At 71.5% G+C, this 19242-nt stretch carries 17 protein-coding genes; 15 read left to right on the top strand and 2 right to left on the bottom strand.

All coding sequences use genetic code 11. The features are described from left to right. Positions 1-9 precede the first annotated feature (9 nt). Positions 10-750, bottom strand: coding sequence for a flagellar basal body P-ring formation chaperone FlgA (flgA, locus tag HQN59_RS13750; protein WP_176069685.1), 741 nt, complete (start codon positions 748-750; stop codon positions 10-12). 156 nt (positions 751-906) lie between these two features. On the opposite strand from flgA, the gene flgB reads away from it, so the two are divergent. The 14 genes from flgB (at position 907) to HQN59_RS13680 (ending at position 17048) form a co-directional block, all read left to right on the top strand. Continuing rightward, positions 907-1317: a flagellar basal body rod protein FlgB gene (flgB, locus tag HQN59_RS13745; protein ID WP_176069684.1), complete on the top strand. Its 411-nt coding sequence runs from the start codon at positions 907-909 to the stop codon at positions 1315-1317. Positions 1318-1343: 26 nt separating this feature from the next. After that, positions 1344-1763 (top strand): flagellar basal body rod protein FlgC, encoded by a 420-nt coding sequence (gene flgC / locus HQN59_RS13740; RefSeq protein WP_176069683.1) that lies wholly within the window; start codon positions 1344-1346, stop codon positions 1761-1763. Between the two features lie 11 nt (positions 1764-1774). Continuing rightward, positions 1775-2428 carry a flagellar hook assembly protein FlgD gene (locus HQN59_RS13735; protein ID WP_176069682.1) on the top strand — a complete coding sequence of 218 codons (654 nt, stop codon included), beginning with the start codon at positions 1775-1777 and terminating at the stop codon, positions 2426-2428. Between the two features lie 25 nt (positions 2429-2453). After that, positions 2454-3713 carry a flagellar hook protein FlgE gene (flgE, locus tag HQN59_RS13730; protein WP_176069681.1) on the top strand — a complete coding sequence of 420 codons (1260 nt, stop codon included), beginning with the start codon at positions 2454-2456 and terminating at the stop codon, positions 3711-3713. Between the two features lie 43 nt (positions 3714-3756). Then, entirely contained in the window at positions 3757-4479 is a 723-nt protein-coding gene (gene flgF / locus HQN59_RS13725; RefSeq protein WP_176069680.1) for a flagellar basal-body rod protein FlgF, read from the top strand. A gap of 28 nt (positions 4480-4507) precedes the next feature. Further along, entirely contained in the window at positions 4508-5290 is a 783-nt protein-coding gene (flgG, locus tag HQN59_RS13720) for a flagellar basal-body rod protein FlgG (protein ID WP_176069679.1), read from the top strand. Positions 5291-5403: 113 nt separating this feature from the next. Beyond that, complete coding sequence (locus HQN59_RS13715) at positions 5404-6081, top strand: flagellar basal body L-ring protein FlgH (RefSeq protein WP_176069678.1); 678 nt, start codon at positions 5404-5406, stop codon at positions 6079-6081. Between the two features lie 58 nt (positions 6082-6139). Then, positions 6140-7270, top strand: coding sequence for a flagellar basal body P-ring protein FlgI (locus HQN59_RS13710; RefSeq protein ID WP_176069677.1), 1131 nt, complete (start codon positions 6140-6142; stop codon positions 7268-7270). Further along, positions 7270-8184 (top strand): flagellar assembly peptidoglycan hydrolase FlgJ, encoded by a 915-nt coding sequence (gene flgJ, locus HQN59_RS13705; RefSeq protein WP_176069676.1) that lies wholly within the window; start codon positions 7270-7272, stop codon positions 8182-8184. The genes HQN59_RS13710 and flgJ overlap by 1 nt, the downstream gene beginning before the upstream one ends. 19 nt (positions 8185-8203) lie before the next feature. Then, the gene (flgK, locus tag HQN59_RS13700) at positions 8204-10204 is read left to right on the top strand and encodes a flagellar hook-associated protein FlgK (protein ID WP_176069675.1); all 2001 of its coding nucleotides are present in this window, start codon (positions 8204-8206) and stop codon (positions 10202-10204) included. A gap of 29 nt (positions 10205-10233) precedes the next feature. Continuing rightward, entirely contained in the window at positions 10234-11433 is a 1200-nt protein-coding gene (gene flgL, locus HQN59_RS13695) for a flagellar hook-associated protein FlgL (protein WP_176069674.1), read from the top strand. A 30-nt stretch (positions 11434-11463) separates the two neighbouring features. Then, complete coding sequence (locus HQN59_RS26135; RefSeq protein ID WP_342451205.1) at positions 11464-12969, top strand: EAL and HDOD domain-containing protein; 1506 nt, start codon at positions 11464-11466, stop codon at positions 12967-12969. Between the two features lie 76 nt (positions 12970-13045). Continuing rightward, a complete protein-coding gene (locus HQN59_RS13685) occupies positions 13046-16348 on the top strand; it encodes a PAS domain S-box protein (RefSeq protein ID WP_176069673.1) in 3303 nt (1100 codons plus the stop codon). Positions 16349-16391: 43 nt separating this feature from the next. Then, positions 16392-17048, top strand: coding sequence for a response regulator (locus tag HQN59_RS13680; RefSeq protein WP_246294910.1), 657 nt, complete (start codon positions 16392-16394; stop codon positions 17046-17048). A gap of 21 nt (positions 17049-17069) precedes the next feature. Here HQN59_RS13680 and HQN59_RS13675 read toward each other — a convergent pair whose 3' ends face one another. Continuing rightward, on the bottom strand, positions 17070-18422 hold the full coding sequence (locus HQN59_RS13675; RefSeq protein WP_176069672.1) for a sensor histidine kinase: 1353 nt from the start codon (positions 18420-18422) through the stop codon (positions 17070-17072). A 147-nt stretch (positions 18423-18569) separates the two neighbouring features. Here HQN59_RS13675 and HQN59_RS13670 point away from each other — a divergent pair, with 147 nt between their 5' ends. After that, on the top strand, positions 18570-19238 hold the full coding sequence (locus HQN59_RS13670) for a hypothetical protein (RefSeq protein WP_176069671.1): 669 nt from the start codon (positions 18570-18572) through the stop codon (positions 19236-19238). Positions 19239-19242: the final 4 nt, after the last annotated feature.

Below are 19242 nucleotides of genomic sequence, written 5' to 3'. Positions count from 1 at the left end.
AACCGGAGGTCAAAGCACCAGCTCGACCCGGCGCTCGCCGATCGGCCGGCCGCTCAGCACGTGTCCGCTCTCGGTGCGCACGCGCACGCTGCCGCCCTCGAGCCCGTGCGTCAGCGCCTGGCCTTCGCCCTCGAGCGTGAAGCCGGCGCCGGCGACCACCACCTTGACGGTGTCGCCGGCGGCGAACCACTGGCGCACCTTGAGGTGCGTCTGCCGCAGCGTCTGACCCGGCTGCAGCGACTGCGCGAGCACGCGGCCGACCGCCTGGCCGGCGTCGCTGACCGGCGGTGCGACCTCGGCGGCGAGGTCGACCTCGGCTTCCGCCAGGTCGGTCGGCGCGAGCACCGTACCCGCCGCAGCACCCTGCGGCGCGACGAGCGCGCGCCCGAACACCTTGACGGTTATCGGCAGGAACACGTTCCAGAGCGTCGTCCCCTGCATGCAACGCAGCCCGATGCGTGACTTTCCCCACAGACGCGCGTTCGCGGGCAGATAGGGCTCGATGCGCTGGCAAGGTGCGAGGCGCAGCCGCGGGTCGAGCTGGCCGATGCTCACCTCGACCCGCGACGCGCCGGCGGGCAGCGCACGCGAGCCGGTCTCGGCGAGCAGACGCACCTGCTGCTCGAGCGCGGCGTCGAGGCCCGTCGGCGCTTCCTGGGCGAGGGCCGGCGTCGCGAAGGCGATCGCGACCGCGGCCGCAGCCACGAGCACGAGGCGCACGCACGTATCGAGCAGGGTGTCTTCTTCCATGCCGTGCACTGTAGGAGCCGGCACACCCGCGCAAGGGCCGGAATTGGACGGCAATGCGCCTTCTCTTCGCGCTTATGTTCTGGCGGCGCGCTTCCCACAATCCGTCCACCTCGTCGAACCTGCCCTTCCGGCGGCCACGACACCCGGGACACCGACATGCTCAACGGACTGACTTCGACGCTCGATTTCCACGGCCAGGCGCTCACGCTGCGGTCGGAGCGCCAGCGTCTGATCGCCTCGAACATCGCGAACGCCGACACGCCGGGCTATGTCGCCCGCGACATCGACTTCGCCAAGGCACTGACCGCCGCGACCGGCAGCCAGGCGTCGCGCGGCCTCGCGGCGAGCCAGCCGGGTCATCGCGGCGCGCTCGGCGTCAGCGCCAATGGTCTGACCGACCGCGATCTCGTCTACGCGATGCCGGGCCAGACCAGCATCGACGGCAACAGCGTCGACATGGACCGCGAGCGCGCGAGCTTCGCCGACAACTCGGTCAAGTACGAGGCGACGCTGCGCTTCATCAACAGCAGCGTGCGCACCACGCTGAGCGCGATCACCGGCCAGTGAGCCGCCGGCCCTGAGGGAGCTCCGCGATGAGCATGATGAACATCTTCAACGTGTCGGGCAGCGCCGCGAGCGCGCAGAGCCAGCGCCTGAACGTGGTGGCGAGCAACCTCGCCAACGCCGACACCGTCGCCGGGCCCGACGGCACTGCCTACAAGGCGCGCCAGGTCACGTTCCAGACCCAGCTGCTCGGCGCGACCGCGAGCGACCCGACGGCGGCCGGCGTGCGCGTCAGCACGATCTCGGAAGACCAGAGCCCGGGCCGCCGCGTGCACGACCCCAAGCACCCGAGCGCCGACGCCGACGGCTACGTGACCTACAGCAACGTGAACGCGATCGACGAGATGGTCAACATGATCTCGGCCTCGCGCTCGTACCAGAACAACCTCGAGGTGATGAACACCGCGAAGAGCCTGATGCTGAAGACCCTTCAGCTCGGCCAAGGCTGAAGGAGCTCCCGATGGCCGTCACCGCCACCAGCAACACCCAGAGCGCGGCGCAGCTCGCCGCCACCGCCGCGAACGCCGACGAGGCGAAGGCGACCTCGGACCGCTTCCTCAAGCTGCTCGTCGCGCAGATGAAGAACCAGGATCCGCTCTCGCCGATGGACAACGCGCAGGTCACGAGCCAGATGGCGCAGATCAACACCGTGAGCGGGATCGAGAAGCTCAACACCACGGTCGCGAGCCTGTCGAGCCAGTTCATGCAGCTGCAGACGGTGCAGGGCGCCGCGCTGGTCGGGCGCGACGTCGTCGTGCCGGGCAACAGGATCTCGATCGTCGACGGCAAGGGCTTCGGTGCCTTCGAGCTCGAGGGCTCGGCCGACGACGTGAAGGTCGAGGTGATCGCACCCGGCGGCGGCGTCATCGACACCGTGAAGCTCGACGGCAGGCAGCCGAGCGGCAGCGGCACCTTCACCTGGGACGCGAGCAAGGGAACGCCCGGGACGCCCTACACCTTCCGCGTGGTCGCCAGCAACGCCGGCGTCGCGACCAAGGCGAACCCGCTGATGCGCTCCGAGGTGGCCGCGGTCAGCACCGCCGGCAACGTCTTCAACCTTGAACTCGCGAACGGCAGCACGGTGCCGTACAGCGCGGTCAAGGCTTTCAACTGATCCACGAACAACGAAGGGGCACGTCATGGGCTTCCAGCAAGGTCTTTCGGGTCTGAACGCCGCGGGCAAGAGTCTCGAGGCGATCGGCAACAACATCGCGAACGCCAACACCTACGGCGCGAAGTCGGCGCGTGCCGAGTTCGCCGACATGTACGCCGGCGCGCTCGCCGGCGGCAACACCATCGGCATCGGCGTCACCCTGGCCAAGGTGTCGCAGCAGTTCACGCAAGGCAGCATCTCGACCACCGGCAACCCGCTGGACCTCGCGATCAACGGCGCCGGCTTCTTCCAGGTGCTCGACAAGAACGGCGAGACCGCCTACACGCGCAACGGCGCGTTCAAGGTCGACCGCGACGGCTACGTCGAGAACAACCAGGGCCAGCGCCTGATCGGCTTCCCGGCCGACGCGACCGGCGCGATCATTCCCGGCTTCACGTCGCCGCTGCAGATGCCGACCGCGGGCATCACGCCGGCGGTCACGTCGACGATGAAGATGGAGCTCAACCTCGACGCGCGCGAGTCGGTGACCGCGGCGTCGGGCGGCGGCACGCCGATCAACTTCGCCGACCCCAAGACCTACAACCGCGCGACCTCGACGACGATCTACGACGCCAAGGGCCAGGACGTCGCGCTGACGTACTACTTCCAGAAGACCGCGACCGACACCTGGGACGTCTACGTCGCCGCCAACGGCGTGCCGGTCAGCACGTCGGGCGGCAACCCGACGCCGTCGACGACGATCACCTTCCCGAGCGACGGCCGCGCGCCGACCGCGCCGACCGCGCCGGTGACGCTGAACATCCCTTCGGTGACCAATGCCGCCGGCGCGGTGAGCGTTCCCATCACCGGAATCCAGCTCAACGTCGCCGGCACCACCCAGTACGGCTCGCAGTTCGGCGTGACCGCGCTGCAGCAGAACGGCTACGGCGCCGGCCAGCTCACGAGCGCGCAGTTCGAGGGCAACGGCATCTTCACCGCGTACTACTCGAATGGTCAGTCCAAGGCCGTCGGACAGGTGGCGATCGCCAACTTCCGCAATCCGCAGGGCCTGACGCCGAGCGGCGGCAACGCCTGGTCGCAAAGCTTCGTGTCGGGCGATCCGATCGTCGGCGTGCCGGGCGAGGGCAACCTCGGCAGCCCTCAGGCCGGCGCGCTGGAGGACTCAAACATCGACATGACGGCCCAGCTCGTCGAGATGATCACCGCGCAGCGCTTCTACCAGGCCAACTCGCAGACGATCAAGACGCAGGACCAGATCCTGCAGACGATCGTGAACCTGCGCTGAGGCCACGGCGCACGTCTGAGATTGCCGCTGAACCGGAGCCGCCATGGACCGCATGATCTACACGTCGATGTCGGGCGCGAAGGCGACGATGCAGCGTCAGGACACGCTCGCCAACAACCTGGCGAACGTCTCGACGGTCGGCTTTCGCGCCGAGCTCGCCGCGTTCCGTGCGGTGCCGGTCGAGGGCAGCGGCGCGAGCAGCCGCGTCTTCGCGCTCGAGTCGACGCTGGGCTACGACGCGACGCCGGGGCCGGTGTCGGCGACCGGGCGGGCGCTCGACGTCGCGATGAAGGACGGCGCCTGGCTGGCCGTGCAGGGGCTCGACGGCGCCGAGGCGTACACGCGCGGCGGCTCGCTCGACATCAACGCCGAAGGCATGCTGACCACGCGCGGCGGCCTCACGGTGCTCGGCGACGGCGGGCCGATCCAGGTGCCGCCGAACAGCACGGTCAGCATCGGCAGCGACGGCACCGTGAGCGCGATGACCAACGGCCGCAGCAACGCGCTCGGCCGCCTCAAGCTGGTCACGCCGGAGGCGCCGCTGACGCGCGGCACCGACGGCCTGTTCCGTGCCGCCGACGGCGAGCTCCCGGCCGACGCCAACGCCCGCGTGCAGGACGGCGCGCTCGAAGGCTCGAACGTGAGCCCGGTCGAGACCATGGTCGCGATGATCTCCGCGGCGCGCCAGTTCGAGGCGCAGATGAAGCTCATGCAGACCGCCGAAAGCAACGAAAAGGCGGCCTCGCAGCTGCTGTCGATGAACTGAGCCTGACAGGCACCCGAGGACTCCCGCCATGATGCGTTCGCTCTGGATTTCGAAGACCGGCATGGAAGCCCAGCAGACCCAGCTGGACACCATCTCGAACAACCTGGCCAATGCCTCGACCAACGGCTTCAAGCGCTCGCATGCCGTGTTCGAGGATCTGATGTACCAGAACATGCGGCAGGCCGGCTCGCAGAGCACCGAGCAGACCGCGCTGCCGACGGGACTGCAGCTCGGGCTCGGCACCCGCGCCGTCGCGACCGCGCGCAACTTCACGCAGGGGAGCCTGCAGCAGAGCGGCAACTCGCTCGACCTCGCCATCAGCGGCGGCGGCTTCTTCGAGCTGACCATGCCCGACGGCACCACGGGCTACACGCGCGACGGCTCGTTCCAGGTCAGCGCCAACGGTCAGCTGGTCACCAACAACGGCTACACCGTGCAGCCCGGCATCACGATCCCGCCGAACGCGCAGAAGGTGATGATCGGCAGCGACGGCACCGTGACCGCGCTGCTGCAGGGCCAGTCGGCGCCGCAGGCGATCGGCCAGCTCACCCTCGCCAGCTTCGTCAACCCGGCCGGTCTCGACCCCAAGGGCCAGAACGTGTTCGGCGAGACCGCCGCCTCGGGGGCGCCGAACTCGGGCGTTCCGGGTGCCAACGGCCTCGGCCAGATCCAGCAGGGCTTCGTCGAGACGTCGAACGTCAACGTCGTCGAGGAGCTGGTGCAGATGATCCAGACCCAGCGCGCCTACGAGCTCAACTCGAAGGCGATCCAGACCTCCGACCAGATGCTGCAGAAGCTCGCGCAGCTCTGACTCCGTTCGCCGCGCGCCGCCCGGCGCCGCGCGCTCGGCCCCAAAGGCTTGTGGCGCGGCGCGGCGCCCGGCCCGCATCGTCCACGGCCATGCGCCGCCCAAGGAACGCTCTCATGCACACGCTCGTCCGTCTCGTCCCCGCCGCCGTCCTGCTCGTGCTCGCCGGCTGCGAAGCCATCAACGCGCGGCCCCCGGTCGACGTCGCCAAGGTCACCTACGCGGCGCCCGAGCCGGTGCCGGTCGTGACCGCGCGCAACGGCTCGATCTACCAGGCCGCGCAGTACCGGCCGCTGTTCGAGGACCACCGCGCGCGTCACGTCGGCGACTCGCTCACGGTGCAGATCGTCGAGAAGATCTCCGCCACGCAAAAGAGCACGAGCTCGATCGACAAGAGCGGCAAGGTGTCGGGTGCCGCGACGGCGTTCCCGCTCATCTCGGCGACGACGCTCGGCAAGCTCAACGTCGGCGGCTCGAGCGGCAACAGCTTCAGCGGCGCCGGCACCACCGAGAGCAGCAACGACTTCTCGGGCACGATCACCGCGACCGTGACCGGCGTGCTGCCGAACGGCCACCTGCTGATCGCCGGCGAAAAGCAGATCGGCGTCAACCACAGCGTCGACGTGCTGCGCTTTTCGGGGCAGGTCGACCCGCGCGCCATCCAGGCCGGCAACACCGTCGCGTCGGCGCAGATCGCCAACGTGCGCATCGAGCAGAGCGGTCGCGGCGCGCAGGCCGAAGCGCAGGGAATTGGCTGGCTGGGGCGCTTCTTTTTGAACGTTCTGCCGGTCTAAGGTTCTCCAGAATCGGAAACCGAGACAGGGCTCTCTGCGGGCTCCTCGGATTTCCCACATGACCAACCACGACCGACTGCTGCGTTTTTCGCTGATCTTCGCCACCCTGCTCGCGAGCGCGGCGCTGTGGTGGCCGGCGCCGGCCCAGGCCGCGCGCATCAAGGAAGTCGCCCAGGTGCAGGGCGTGCGCGCCAACCAGCTGGTCGGCTACGGCCTCGTGGTCGGCCTCGACGGCACGGGCGACCAGACCACCGGCGCGCCGTTCGCGGCGCAGAGCCTGCTGGCGATGCTGCAGCAGATGGGCGTGACGGTGCCCCCGGGCACCAACATGCAGCTCAAGAACCTGGCCACCGTGATGGTGACCGCGCAGCTGCCGGCGTTCGCCCAGCCGGGTCAGACCATCGACGTCAACGTCTCGTCGCTGGCGAACGCCAAGAGCCTGCGCGGCGGCACGCTGATCGCCACGCCGCTGAAGGGCGTCGACGGTCAGGTCTACGCGATCGCCCAAGGCAACGTGGTGATCGCCGGCGCCGGTGCCGCGGCGGCGGGCTCCAAGGTCACCATCAACCACCTGAGCGCGGGCCGCATTCCCGACGGCGCGAGCGTCGAACGCGCGGTGGCGAGCGCCCTCAACGAAGGCGACTCGATCGAGCTCAACCTCAACTCGAACGACTTCGCGCTGGCGCGCGAGGTGGTGCGCGCGATCAACGGCAAGATGGGCCCGAACGTCGCGCAGGCGCTCGATGGCCGCGCGATCCGCGTGCGCATGCCGGCCGAGTCGAACGCCCGCGTCGCGTTCATGGCCGACATCGAGAACATCGACATCGCCAAGGCGGTGCCGTCGGCCAAGGTCGTGATCAACGCGCGGACCGGCTCGATCGTGATGAACCAGGCGGTCACGCTCGCCTCGTGCGCGGTCGCCCACGGCAACCTGTCGGTGACGATCAGCGCGACGCCCGCGGTGAGCCAGCCCGGCCCGCTGTCGAAGGGCGACACGGTGGTCACCGAGAAGGCGGACATCACGATCTCGCAGGCCGCCGGCTCGCTGATCCAGCTCGCCGCCGGCGTCAAGCTCGCCGACGTCGTGAAGGCGCTCAACTCGCTCGGCGCGACCCCGCAGGACCTGCTCGCGATCCTGCAGGCGATGAAGGCGGCCGGCGCGCTCAACGCCGAGCTCGAGGTGATCTGATGGCCGCGATGCCGCCCTCCACGGCAGGTGCCGCGCCGGGCGGCAGCAACCCGCTCGCGATCGGCACGCTGCGTTCGAGCGCGGCGCGCGACCCGCGCGCGGCGATCAAGGACGCCGCCAAGCAGTTCGAGGCGCTCTTCATGCAGCAGCTGATGAAGAGCATGCGCGACGCCACCGTCTCGTCGGGGATGCTCGAGAACTCGGGCACCAAGCTCGGCACCGAGATGCTCGACACCCAGTTCGCCGCACAGATGACCGGCATGCCGCGAGGCCTGTCGGACGTGATCGCGCGCCAGCTCGAGCGCCAGATGGGCGGCGCGGTCGCGAACGCCGCCACCAAGGAGGCGAGTGCGGTCCCGTCGCTGCCGCAGCGGCTCGCCCCGGCGAGCGCCGACTCCGCGAGCTCGGCACCCAGCGGCTCCAAGCAGAGCGAGTTCGTCCGCATGCACGAGAACGCGGCGCGTGCCGCCGAGCTGCAGACCGGCATCCCGGCGACCTTCATGGTCGCGCAGGCCGCGCACGAGTCGGGCTGGGGCCGCCGCGAGATCAAGAACGCCGACGGCAGCACGTCGCACAACCTGTTCGGCATCAAGGCCGGCGCGGGCTGGAACGGCAAGGTCGCGACGATCACGACCACCGAATACGTCAATGGCGCCCCGCAGAAGGTGACCGCGAAGTTCCGCGCCTACGGGTCGTACGAGGAGTCGTTCGCCGACTACGCGCGCATGCTCAAGGACAGCCCGCGCTACTCGGGCGTGGTCGCCCGGGTGGCCGGCGCGGGGGCCGACGCCGCGAGCGCGCAGACCTTCGCCAAGGGCCTGCAGCGCGCCGGCTACGCGACCGATCCGGCCTACGCCGACAAGCTCGCCCGCGTGATCAACACGACGCTGCGCATGCAGCGCGCGGCCGCCTGAGGCCCCACGAGGAACCGCCATGGCAGTCTCGGCACTTCTCGGTCTCGGCGCACGTGCGATGGCCGCCAACTACGCGGCGCTGCAGGTCACGGGCAACAACATCGCCAACGCCAACACCGACGGCTACTCGCGCCAGAGCGTGCAGCTCGAGACGGCGGGCGGGCAGCGCACCGGGGCCGGCTTCTTCGGCAACGGCGTCAACGTGGTCACCGTCACGCGCTCGCACAGCGAGTTCCTGACCCGCGAAGCGGCGCTGACGCGCGCCATCGCATCGTTCGACGAGACGCGCAGCGCCCAGCTGCAGATGCTCGAGCAGGTGTTCCCGATGGGCGAGTCGGGCATCGGCTACGCCGCGCAGCAGATGTTCGGCTCGTTCGTCGACGTCGCCAGCCGCCCGCAGGACGCGTCGGCGCGCCAGGTCGCGCTCGCCAGCGTCGGCGACGTCGCGGCACGCTTTCGCGGCGCCGCCGACCAGATCGACACGCTGCAGGGCGGCGTCGTCATCGAGGCCAAGGCGTCGGTCGCGTCGGTCAACACGCTCAGCAAGCAGATCGCCGAGCTGAACCGCCGCATCGCGCTCGACACCAACGCGGGCCACAAGCCGAACGACCTGCTCGACCAGCGCGACCGCGCGATCAACGATCTCAGCCAGTTCGTCCAGGTCTCGACCATCGCGCAGGGCGACGGCCAGGTCGGCGTCTTCATCGGCAGCGGCCAGCGCCTGGTGCAGGGCTCGAGCTGGGTCCCGATGCTCACGCTGCCCGACCCGTACGACCCGGCGAAGATCCAGGTCGGGCTCAGCGACGGCGCGACGCCGCGCGCGTTCCCGCCCGACTTCCTGGCCGCCGGCTCGATCGCGGGCCTGCTGAAGTTCCAGGACAAGGACCTCGGCGATGCGCGCAACCTGCTCGGCCAGATGGCCGCGGCGATCACCGACGGCCTCAACCGCCAGCAGGCGCTCGGCATCGACCTGCGCCAGCCGGCGGGCAGTGGCACGCCGCTGCTGAGCGTCGGCGGGCCGATGGTGCGCGCCTCGACCAACAACGCCCAGTCGGGCGGCGTGCCGGTCGCGTCGTACGTCAACGGCTCGGGCCAGCGCGTGCCGAGCGTGGGTCTGACCATCGTCGCCGCGAACGAGCTGCAGGCGAGCGACTACGAGCTCTACGCCGATCCGAACGGCGCGCCCGGCACCTACCAGCTGACCCGTCTCTCCGACGGCGTCGTCAGCACGGTCGGCAACGGCAGCATCGTCGACGGCATCCGGATCGACATCGCAGCGCCCGCACCGGCCGGTGGCGACCGCTTCCGCCTCGAGCCGGTGAGTGCCGCGGCGCGCAACATGACGCGCGTGCTCGACGATCCGCGCGGCATCGCGGCGGCGTCGCCGGTGACCGGCCGTACCGGCGCGGCGAACACCGGCACCGCGAGCATCGCGTCCGTGGTCGCGACCAGTCCGGCGCTCAACGCCAACCTGACGGCGACGCTGACCTTCACCGACAACGTCGGCGGCTTCAGCTACACGCTGGTCGACTCGACCGGCGTGCTGCCGACCACCACGGGCACCGGCAGCTGGACCGCGAACCAGCCGATCGCGCTGAACGGCTGGTCGATGCAGCTCGCCGGCGTGCCGCGCGCCGGTGACACCCTGACCGTGCAGAAGACGGCGTTCCCGGCCGGCGACAACGGCAATGCCAACGCCCTGCTCGCACTGCGCGACGCCGCGCTGGTCGGCCAGCAGACCGTCGGCGGCGTGGTGGTCAAGGGCGCGACCGTCACCGACGCCTACGCGGCGGCGCTCGCCGACGTCGGCGTGCGCGTGCAGAGCGCCAAGCTGTCGGCCGAGCAGTCGGCGAGCATCGCCACCGACGCCAAGACTGCCGAGACCTCGAAGTCGGGCGTCAACCTCGACGAGGAGGCGGCGCGCCTGCTCCAGTTCCAGCAGAGCTACCAGGCCGCCGCCAAGATGCTGCAGGTCGCGCAGACCCTGTTCGACTCGCTGCTGCAGGCCGCCGGCCGCTGACGCGCACCACGCCTTTCCGATACTCCACCATGCGAATCAGCACCGCGAACACCTTCGAGCTCGGCATGAACACGCTGGCCAAGCGCCAGGCCGACCTCGGCGACGCGCAGGCGCGCCTCGTCAGCGGCAAGCGGGTGGCCAAGGCCAGCGACGACCCGGCGGCCGCGGCGCGTGCCGAGTACGCCCTTGCCGGCATCCATCGCAGCACGACGAGCCAGCGTGCGGTCGACGCGAGCCGCGTCGCGATGAGCCTCACCGAGAACGCGCTCGCCGACGCCGGCAGCCTGCTGCAGCAGGCGCGCGAGAAGCTGGTCGCGGCCGGCAATGCCACCTACACCGACAAGGACCGGCAGAGCCTGGCCGCCGACCTGCGCTCGCTGCGCGACCAGCTGTTCGCGGTCGCGAACCGCGACGACGGCAGCGGCAACTATCTGTTCGCGGGGCAGGGCGCGACCCAGCAGCCGTTCGTCGATGCCCCCGGCGGCGTGCTGTTCGCGGCGAGTGCCGGGCAGCTCGTCACCGAGCGCCAGACCGCGCTGCCGCTGACCAGCGACGGCGCCTCGACATGGCTGTCGGCGCGGACCGGCAACGGCGTCTTTGAGACGCGTCCCGGCGCGGGCGTGACCACCGCCTTCATCGACGGCGGTCAGGTCACCGACCCGACGCTGCTGACCGGCGCCAACTACACGCTGCAGTTCAGCGTGACGGCGGGCGTGACGACCTACGCGGTGCTCAACAACGGCGTCCCGACCGCCGTCACCGCGGCACCCTACACGTCGGGCCAGGCGATCAACGTCGACGGCATGAGCTTCACCATCACCGGGGCGCCCGCCAACGGCGACCAGTTCCAGGTCGTGCCGTCGACGCCGACGCTCAGCGTCTTCGCGACGCTCGACAAGGCGATCGCCGATCTGGCGGCGCCGAACCGCACCGGCGCGCAGATGGCGCAGGGCAACGCGGACAACCTGCGCAACCTCGACTCGGTGATGTCGAAGGTGCAGGGCGCGCGCTCGACGGCTGGCCAGGTGCTGAACCGGATCGACAACGAAACCGACCGCCTCGCGAGCCAGAAACTCGCCAGCCAGACCGAGCGCACGAGTGCGGAGGATTTGGACATGATCGAGGCTTTGTCGAGCTTCCAGAACAAGCAAAGCGGCTACGATGCGGCACTCAAGTCGTACTCGATGGTTCAGCGACTTTCGCTGTTTCAATACTTGAGCGGCGGCTGACCGCACGAGCCCATCCTGGAGTTTCCTCACGTGCTGGACGCCGCGCTACTCGGCCAGGTCACCCTCGGCTATTCCCCTTTCATCGATCGCACCCGCGCGGTCACGGCGACCCGGCTGACGGTGTTCCCGGTCCGCCCCGACGTCACGCTCGACGTCGCCCAGCTGCTCGCGCTGGTCGGACAGGTGTTTCCCAAGGGCGGCAAGAGCGCATCGCTCAACGTCATTAGCGAGAGCCTGCTGAGCGACCTGCTGCGCGCTCCGCTCGCACCCAACCTGATGCTCGAGGTGCCGGCGTTCATGGCGTCCGATCCGGAGCTGCTGCCGGCGCTGCGCGCGCTGCACGCCAACGGCAACGAGCTGCTGCTGAAGGGCCGTGCGCGCCACGATCTGCCCAAGGAGGTGCTCGCCTGCTTCGCGTACGCGGCGGTCGACAGCCTCGACGAGCTGCATGGCGCGGCCGTCGCACCGGCACCGGCACCGGCACCGGCACCTGCAGCGGCGGCGGCTCGTCCGCCGGCCGTCGCGAGCGCGGCCGCTCGTCCGCAGGCGGTCGCGAGCGCGGCGCCGCGTGCGCAGGCCGCGAGCGCCGGCGCGCGCAGCGCCTTCTCGACCAGCGCGCCGCTGCGCAACCCGATCGTCGGCGGCCCGGCGCGTCCCGGCGTCGCGCCGGCGCGCCCGGGCAGCGCGGTGCCGGCGCGTCCGGGCACGGTGGTGCCCGCACGACCCGTCGCCGCGGCAGCACCAGCGCCGGTCGCCGCCCCCGCGCCGGCCACGGCAGCCGTCGCCCCGCCGAACGGCATGCCGCAGGTGCTGGCCGGCGTGCGCACCATCGTCGACATGGATGCCGCGTTCGCCAAGGGTGCGGCGGCGGTGCTCGGCTGGCCGATCCACGACGAGATCGCCGCGCTCGCGCCGAGCAACGCGGCCAAGACCGATCTCACGGTGATCGCCGAGCTGATCCGCCGGGTCGACCAGGAAGAGCCGATCGAGAAGCTCGACAACACCTTGAAGGGCGACCCCTCGCTTGCCTTCAAGCTGCTGCGCTACATCAACTCGCCGGCGTTCGGCCTGCACGTCGAGGTGAGCTCGTTCCGCCACGCGATCATGCTGCTCGGCTACGGGCGTCTCAAGCGCTGGCTGGCGTTGCTGCTCGCGACCGCCAGCAAGGACGCCAACCAGAAGCCGGCGATGTTCGCGGCGGTGCGGCGCGGCCTGCTCATGGAAGAGCTGGTGCGCGGCAGCGGCGACGAGGAGATGCGCAGCGAGGCGTTCATCTGCGGCGTGTTCTCGCTGCTCGACCGGATGTTCCAGGAGAGCTTCGAGAAGCTCCTGGCCAACATTCCGGTGCCCGACCGCGTGCACCAGGCGCTGGTCGGCGGCAGCGGTCCGTTCCAGCCGTACCTGGCGATGATCAAGGCGATCGAAGGCGAGTCGCCGAGCGATTTCCGCGAAGCCGCCGACACGCTGCTGATGGGCGTCGCCGAAGTCAACTCGGCGCAGCTGCGCGCGCTCGTCGCGGCCGGCGCGCTCGAGTGAGCGGGCGCGCCGTTCCGGCAACCCGCGCGCCGCGCCCGGCGCGCGCCAACCTGGCCTTGGCCACCGCGTCGTTCCGATGACGGCGTCGGAGTCGTGGGCGAGCGCCAAGCCCTGGCGCGAGTTCTTCGATCTCCTTTCCGACGCGGTGCTCGTGCTCGACACGCGATCGCGCGTCGCGTTCGCGAACACGGCGGCGCTGCGCCTGCTGCCGTGCGACGCCGGCACGCCGGTCGCGCAGCTCGCCCCCGAGCTCGGCGAGCCGGCGGTGCGCTGGCTCACCCGTGCCGCGCTCGGCCAGCCCGACGGCAAGCCGCCGCTCGCGCAGCTGCGTGACGGCCGCAGCGCCCGCTTCGCCTGGCAGCGTCTCGACGCGCGCTACTCGGCGCTGCGCTTCGACGCCGCGTTGACCGCGCCGCGGCCGGCGACGCCGTCGCCGCTCGCCGCGTCGGTCGCTGCGCGCGACAGCGTCGCGCTGTTCTGGGATGCACCGTTCCCGGCCGCGCTGCAGGATGCCGAGTTCCGCTTCGTCGACGTCAACGCCGCCTTCGCCGCATACAGCGGGTTCGCGCGCGAGCAGCTGATCGGGCGCGACGGCCTCGAGCTGCTCGCGCCCGAGGACCAGGCTGCCGAGCGCGAGGCGCGTGCGCGCCTGCGCCGCCATCCGAATCGCACCGAATCGAACGGTCTGACCGAGGGCCGGCTCATCGACGCGAGCAACCGGGAGCGCTGGTACCGCATCGCGCGCCGCCGCGTGCCCGGTGCCGACGGGGCGACGCTCTATCTCGCGGTGTTGCAGGACACCACCAGCGAGCACGTCGCGCGCGAGCGTGCCGACCGCTCGATTCGCGAGCTCGACGACTGGTTCGACCTCAGCCCGATCGGCATGGTGCTGTTCGACGAGACCGGCCTCCTGGTGCGCAGCAACCCGGCATTCGATGCGGTTGCCGGCAAGGTGCCGGTGACGCTCGCCGAAGCGGAGCCGAGCCTGCGCGAGCTCCTCGCCTGGGGCGACGACGGCCCGCTGCCGCAGCTGCAGCCGGGCTCGCGCCCGATCGAATCGCAGGGCTGGGTCGCGCAGCCGAACGGCGAGGTGCGGCGCCTGCGCGCGATCGTGCGCTGCTACCGCAGCGCCGGCGGACAGCGCCGCTACATGGGCGTGGTCGAGGACCGCAGCGTCGAGGAGGAACGCGACCTCGCGCGGCTGCAGATCGGCGCCCTGATGGACACCGCGGGCGTCGGCCTCGCGACCTTCCAGGAAACCTCGGGCTGGGTGCGTCCGCCGGCGAGCGGGGCGGCGGCGAACGATGCGCCGAGCGCACCGTCGGCGGCGCTGCAGAGCATCAGCCGCGACATCGTCGCGCCGGCGTCCCTGGCCGAGTACGAGCGCCTGCAGCAGGCCCTCAAGCGCAACCAGCGCGCCGAGGTGCGCTACGCCATCGAGCACCCGGTGCTCGGCACGCGCTGGCTGCTGACGCGCGTCGAGCCGGCCACGCTGGCGTCGGGCAAGCGCACCACCTCGGTGGTCACGCTCGACGTGACCGATCAGCACACCAGCCAGCAGCGCAGCGAGCAGCTGCTGAGCGAGATGACGACGATCCTCGAGAGCACCACCGCCGGCATCGCGTACCTGCGCGACAACGTGCTGGTGCGCTGCAACCGGCGCTTCGAGACCATGCTCGGCCTCGGTGCGACCGGAGTGGCCGGGAGCGGCTTCGCCGGGCTGTTCGCGGGGCATGTCGATCCGGCGGGACTCACCGCGGCGATCCTGCGCGCGCTCGACGCCGACGAGACCTACGAGACCGAATTCGAGCTGGCGCTGCCGCGCCGCGACGGCCCTGCCGATGGGTCGGCGCAGACGCGCTGGGTCTCGCTCTCGGTGCGGCGCGCCGGAGCGGTCGGCGGCGCGCTCGAGGCGATTGCGGTGCTGTCCGACGTGACGCGCATCAAGACGCAGCAGGTCGAGCTGCAGCAGCTCGCCCGCGAGGTGACGACGCAGGCCGAGCGCACGCGCTCGATCCTCGACTCGGTGCTGGTCGGCATCGTCACCGTCGGGCCTGAAGGCATCGAGTGGATGAACCGCTCGGCCCGTCGCATGTTCGGCGGCCACCTCGCGGAGTTCGTCGGGCAGCCGATCGCGAGCGTCGCGACGCCGGAGCCCGACCACCCGTTCCGGCAGACCCACTACCTCGACGACCTGGTCGAAGGCCAGGCCGAGACCTTCGAGTGCCGCGTGCGCGCGCGCGACGGCCGCGAGTTCTGGATCGTCGGCAACGCGGTCGCGACCGGCAGCGCACCGGGCGAGCGCCAGCTCACCTACGCGCTGCTCGACATCGAGCGGCGCCGTCAGGCCGAAGCGGCGATGGCCGAGGCCAAGGCGTCGCTGCAGCGCGTGATCGAGGCGGCCCCGCTCGCGATCGCGCTGCTCGACGCCCGCAGCCTGACGATCGTGCAGGTCAACGAGATCGCCGCGCGCCTGGCGGGCGCCCCGCCTGCTGCACTGATCGGCCATTCGCCCGAGCAGATGTTCGGCGCCGACGCCGGCGCGCTGCACCGCGCCGACATGCTGCGCGCGCTCGCGACGCGCGAAGTCACCGCGGTCGAGTACCGGCGCACCGACCGCGGCGAGCTGCAGGTGTGGGACGCGCGCTATGTCCCACTGGCCGCCGGCGCGGACGTGCCGGCCGACCAGCTGCTGCTCGTCGCGACCGACGTGACCGAGCAGCGCGCCGCCCAGGAGGCGCGCCTCGAGGCGGCGATCGCACAGCGCGAGATGCTGGTCAAGGAAGTGCACCACCGCATCAAGAACAACCTGCAGGGGGTGGCCGGGCTGCTGCAGCAGATCGCCAAGCGCAAGCCCGAGGTCGCCGGCGCGATCGACGAGGTGGTCGGCCAGGTGCAGGCGATCGCCCAGGTCTACGGGCTGCAGGTCGGCGAGGGCGGGCCGCTGCACGTCACGCGCGTGGTCGAGGCGATCACCGGCTCGGTGCAGCGCACCTTCGGCTCGCGCATCCGGGTGGTGGTGCTCGGCAGCGCCGCGCACACGTGGACGCTGCCGGAGGTCGAGGCGATCCCGATCGCGCTGACCATCAACGAACTGCTCACCAATGCCATCAAGCACAGTCGCCCGATCAGCCCCGAGGACGCGGTGGTCTGCACGCTCGACGCCAGCGACGCCTGGGTCGAGATCGCGATCGCGAGCCGCGGCCGCCTGCCGGAAGGCTTCGCGCTCGCCAAGATCACCGGCAGCGTGTCGGGGCTCGGGCTGGTGCGCGCGCTGCTGCCGCGACGCAGCGCGAATCTCGCGATCGAGCCGCACGGCGACCGGGTCGTCGCGACCGTGACATTGAAGCCGCCGAGCGTCGCGCGGGCGTCCGCGTGAGGCGCCGGCGGGCCCAAAATGGCGCCCGCCCGGTGCCGCCGGGTTGCCACGCTGCTGGAGACACGCGCTGAACAAGGGACGCATCCTCGTCGTCGACGACAACCGGCTGGTGCTGGCCACGCTGACCGACGGCCTCACCGAGGCCGGCTACGAGGTCATCGACGCCGACAACGGCGACGACGCGATCCTGCTCGCGCGCGAGCACCGGCCCGACCTCGCGCTGCTCGACATCCGCATGGAAGGCAAGAGCGGCTTCGACGTCGCCGAGTACCTGCGTTCCGCGTGCCGCATCCCGTTCATGTTCCTGTCGGCGTTCTCGGACGACGAGACGGTCGCGCAGGTGAGGGCGCTCGGCGCGGTCGACTACCTCGTCAAGCCGCTCGACATCCGCCAGATCGTGCCGGCGGTCGATGCGGCCTTCGCGAGCATCGATGCGCAGCGCGGGAGCGCGGCACCCCCCGCGCCGCCGGTCGCATCGGCGCCCCTGCCCGCTGCACTGCCGCAGCAGGCGACGCCGCCCGCACCCGACCCCTCGGTGTCGATGGCGGTCGGCGTGCTGATGCACCGCTACTCGCTGACGCGCGCCGACGCCCTGTCGCGCCTGCAGCGTCAGGCGGCGAGCGAGCAGCGCGCACTGCACGATCAGGCCGAGCGGCTGCTCGCCGCGGTCGAGTGCCTCGCCGGCTCGGCGAACGAGTAGGCGCTGCGGACGCGGCGCGCCTCAGCGCCCGCTGCCGGGCAGCGAGAAGGTGAAGGTCGCGCCCTTGTCGGGCTCGCTCTCGGCGCGGATGTCGCCGCCGTGGCGCCGCACGATGCGGCGCACCGATGCGAGGCCGACGCCGGTGCCGGGGAACTCGCTCGCGCTGTGCAGGCGCTGGAACGGGCTGAACAGCCGGTCGGCGAAGCGCATGTCGAAGCCGGCGCCGTTGTCGCGCACGTAGAAGGTCGACGCTTCCCCCGCCACGCGCGCGAAGCGCACCTGGGCCTGGCGCGTGTGGGCGGTGTACTTCCACGCGTTGCCGAGCAGGTTCTCGAGCACGCTGCGCAGCAGCGTCGGGTCGCCACGCGCGGCGAGCCCGGGCTCGATGTCGATCGCAACGTCGCGCGCGGGCGACTGGCGGCGCAGCTCCTCGGCGATGCTGCCGGCCATCTCGGACAGGTTCACCGGCTCGTCGGCGAGCGGCTGCGACGACAGCTTCGACAGCGCGAGCAGCGCATCGATCATGTTGTTCATGCGCGCGGCGGCGCCGAGCACGCGGTCGAGGTGGTCGAGGCCGATGCGGTCGAGGACGCGGCCGTAGTCCTCCTTGACGATCTTGGTGAAGCCTTCGACCACGCGGATCGGCGCCCGCAGATCGTGCGACACCGTGTAGCTGAACGCCTCGCGGTCGGCGTCGCCGGCGGTGCGGTCGTCCTTCGCCGGCGCGCCGGCGACTGCGCGTGCCGGGCCCGACGCAGCGGCGCCTGGCGCGGCACCCGGGCGATCGACCTCGCGCAGGGTGCCGATGTAGCCCGCGAAGCGGCCGGTCGCGTCGACCAGCGAGCGGCCGCGCAGCTGCACGCGGCGGCGCGCGCCGCCGGCGTCGTCGCGTTCCGCGCCGACGTCGTCGATCGGTGCGCCCGCGGCGAGGCGGGCGCGCAGCGCGCCGGCATCGTCGGCCTGCACCAGCTCCCAGAGCGGCTGGCCGGTGGCGAGCGCGCGCCACGCCTCGGTGCCGGCACCGCTCGGCGGGCGCAGGGCGACGACGCGGTGCTCGGCGTCGGTCCGCCACTGCCAGACGTCGAGCACGTCGACCAGGCTGCGCTGCTCCAGGCGCGCCTGGTGCAGGGCGCCGGCGTCCTGGCGCCAGCGCCAGACCGCCCAGGCGGCGACCGCGATCACGCCGAGGACGACCACGAAGACGAAGAGCGGCACCAGCGAGCCGGCGGGCGCCGCCTTGGCGGTCGCCGAATCGGACTCGGCCGCGAGCGTGGCGAGCGGCCACGCGGCGGCTGCGAAGGCACCCGGAACGAGGCTCGCGCGTCGCAGCGGTGTCGGTCGCAGGCGGTCCCGTGCGGCGGCGTCGCGGAGCATCGAAAGATTGTAGGGAGGCGTTGCGGTCGGCCAATCGAGCGTCGTCATCAAGTTGTCGGCCCGATCGCCGAAAATGCTTGCTCCGGCGCGGCGGCCCGGCCGATCGTTCGATCGGTCGCACCGCGCCGGCCGTTTTCTGGTTTCCTGATGTCGATGCCCCTCATACGAGCTTCGTTCTGTATCGCGGCCTTCGCCGGCGCGGCGTCGCTGCTCGTCGGCGACCCGTGGCGCGCCAAGCTCGGCGTGATCGCCGCGCTCGCCGGGCTGGTCGCGCTCGCCGGCTGGCGCTTCGGCCGCCGCTTGGTCGCCGAGCCGCTGCCCGAGCCTGCCGAGCCGCTGCCGCCGCTCGCGCTCGACGCCGCCGCGCTCGCCGATGCCGAGGCACGCGTGCGCGATGCGGCGCGTGGCGGCGAGGGTTTCGAAGGCGCGCTGCACGGGGTGGCTGCGGCGCTGAAGGGCGAGCTCGGCGCAGGCGCCTCGCGCGTCTTTGCGGTCGATCGCACGTCGGGCCGGCTGCTGCTGGCCGAGATGTTCGCCGAGCAGCCGGGCTTCCGGGCCCGCGCCCGTGCCTTGTCGCCCACCGACACGGCGCTGCAGGACGCGCTCGACGGCGTGCCCCCCGCCGAAGCTGCACCGGCGCTTGCGCTCGTCGTCACGCGCGAGGGCAGCGCGGTCGCGCTGCTCGAACTCGCCGACATCGGGCTCGACGTCGAACGCGCGCCGCGCGACCGCCTGCTCGCCACCGCGCGCGCGGCGCTCGAAGCCGCGTTGCCGCGCATGGCGCGTCCGCGGGCACTCGGCGTGGTGCCCGCATGAGCGC

Origin of the sequence: Rhizobacter koreensis (assembly GCF_013366375.1) — a bacterium.
GTDB classification, from domain to species: Bacteria; Pseudomonadota; Gammaproteobacteria; order Burkholderiales; family Burkholderiaceae_C; genus Schlegelella_A; species Schlegelella_A koreensis.
This window is presented reverse-complemented; position numbering and strand designations above follow the sequence as displayed.

Excerpts from the sequence above, each read along its gene's own strand:
- flgA (WP_176069685.1), bottom strand. The coding sequence starts at position 750 with ATGGAAGAAGACACCCTGCTCGATACGTGCGTGCGCCTCGTGCTCGTG.
- flgB (WP_176069684.1), top strand. The coding sequence starts at position 907 with ATGCTCAACGGACTGACTTCGACGCTCGATTTCCACGGCCAGGCGCTC.
- flgC (WP_176069683.1), top strand. The coding sequence starts at position 1,344 with ATGAGCATGATGAACATCTTCAACGTGTCGGGCAGCGCCGCGAGCGCG.
- HQN59_RS13735 (WP_176069682.1), top strand. The coding sequence starts at position 1,775 with ATGGCCGTCACCGCCACCAGCAACACCCAGAGCGCGGCGCAGCTCGCC.
- flgE (WP_176069681.1), top strand. The coding sequence starts at position 2,454 with ATGGGCTTCCAGCAAGGTCTTTCGGGTCTGAACGCCGCGGGCAAGAGT.
- flgF (WP_176069680.1), top strand. The coding sequence starts at position 3,757 with ATGGACCGCATGATCTACACGTCGATGTCGGGCGCGAAGGCGACGATG.
- flgG (WP_176069679.1), top strand. The coding sequence starts at position 4,508 with ATGATGCGTTCGCTCTGGATTTCGAAGACCGGCATGGAAGCCCAGCAG.
- HQN59_RS13715 (WP_176069678.1), top strand. The coding sequence starts at position 5,404 with ATGCACACGCTCGTCCGTCTCGTCCCCGCCGCCGTCCTGCTCGTGCTC.
- HQN59_RS13710 (WP_176069677.1), top strand. The coding sequence starts at position 6,140 with ATGACCAACCACGACCGACTGCTGCGTTTTTCGCTGATCTTCGCCACC.
- flgJ (WP_176069676.1), top strand. The coding sequence starts at position 7,270 with ATGGCCGCGATGCCGCCCTCCACGGCAGGTGCCGCGCCGGGCGGCAGC.
- flgK (WP_176069675.1), top strand. The coding sequence starts at position 8,204 with ATGGCAGTCTCGGCACTTCTCGGTCTCGGCGCACGTGCGATGGCCGCC.
- flgL (WP_176069674.1), top strand. The coding sequence starts at position 10,234 with ATGCGAATCAGCACCGCGAACACCTTCGAGCTCGGCATGAACACGCTG.
- HQN59_RS13685 (WP_176069673.1), top strand. The coding sequence starts at position 13,046 with ATGACGGCGTCGGAGTCGTGGGCGAGCGCCAAGCCCTGGCGCGAGTTC.
- HQN59_RS13675 (WP_176069672.1), bottom strand. The coding sequence starts at position 18,422 with ATGCTCCGCGACGCCGCCGCACGGGACCGCCTGCGACCGACACCGCTG.
- HQN59_RS13670 (WP_176069671.1), top strand. The coding sequence starts at position 18,570 with ATGTCGATGCCCCTCATACGAGCTTCGTTCTGTATCGCGGCCTTCGCC.